The organism is Clostridium vincentii (assembly GCF_002995745.1).
Classification (GTDB): Bacteria; Bacillota; Clostridia; order Clostridiales; family Clostridiaceae; genus Clostridium; species Clostridium vincentii.
The window spans coordinates 1-719 of record NZ_PVXQ01000088.1 but is presented as its reverse complement, the minus strand read 5'-3'; the positions used below and the strand labels follow the sequence as shown (position 1 = coordinate 719).

Genomic DNA, 719 nt, shown 5'->3' with positions numbered 1-719 from the left:
CCTCTTTCTACATCTGTTCTTTGTATTCCTCTTAATAATGCTCCTACGTTATCTCCTGCTCTCGCGTCGTCTAATAACTTTCTGAACATTTCTATTCCTGTTACTATTGTCTTCTTCTTTTCTTCACTTAGTCCGATGATTTCTACTTCATCGCCTACTTTAAGTATTCCTCTTTCAACTCTTCCTGTTGCAACTGTTCCTCTACCAGTAATTGTAAACACATCTTCTATTGGCATTAAGAAAGGTTTATCTGTTGCTCTTTCAGGTGTTGGAATATAAGTATCTATTGCTTCCATCAAGTCCATTATACACTTAGATGCTTCTGGATCTTCTGGATTTTCTAATGCTTTTAATGCTGATCCTGTTATTACTGGAATATCATCTCCTGGGAAACTATATTCACTTAGTAATTCTCTTACTTCCATTTCTACTAATTCAAGTAATTCTGGATCATCTACCATATCTGCCTTATTTAAGAATACTACTATATAATCAACACCAACTCTTGATGCTAGTAATATATGTTCTCTTGTTTGTGGCATTGGGCCATCTGCTGCTGAACATACTAAAATTGCTCCATCCATTTGTGCTGCTCCTGTTATCATATTCTTAACATAATCAGCATGTCCTGGACAATCAACGTGTGCATAATGTCTGTTTTCTGTTTCATATTCAACGTGAGCTGTATTAATTGTAATACCTCTCGCCTTTTCTTCTGG

The 719-nt window shown here is 35.9% G+C and carries 1 protein-coding gene; it reads right to left on the bottom strand.

Translation table 11 applies throughout. The features are described 5' to 3' along the window. A partial coding sequence (locus CLVI_RS17170; RefSeq protein ID WP_146127346.1) for an elongation factor Tu occupies positions 1–719 on the bottom strand: 719 nt, incomplete at both ends.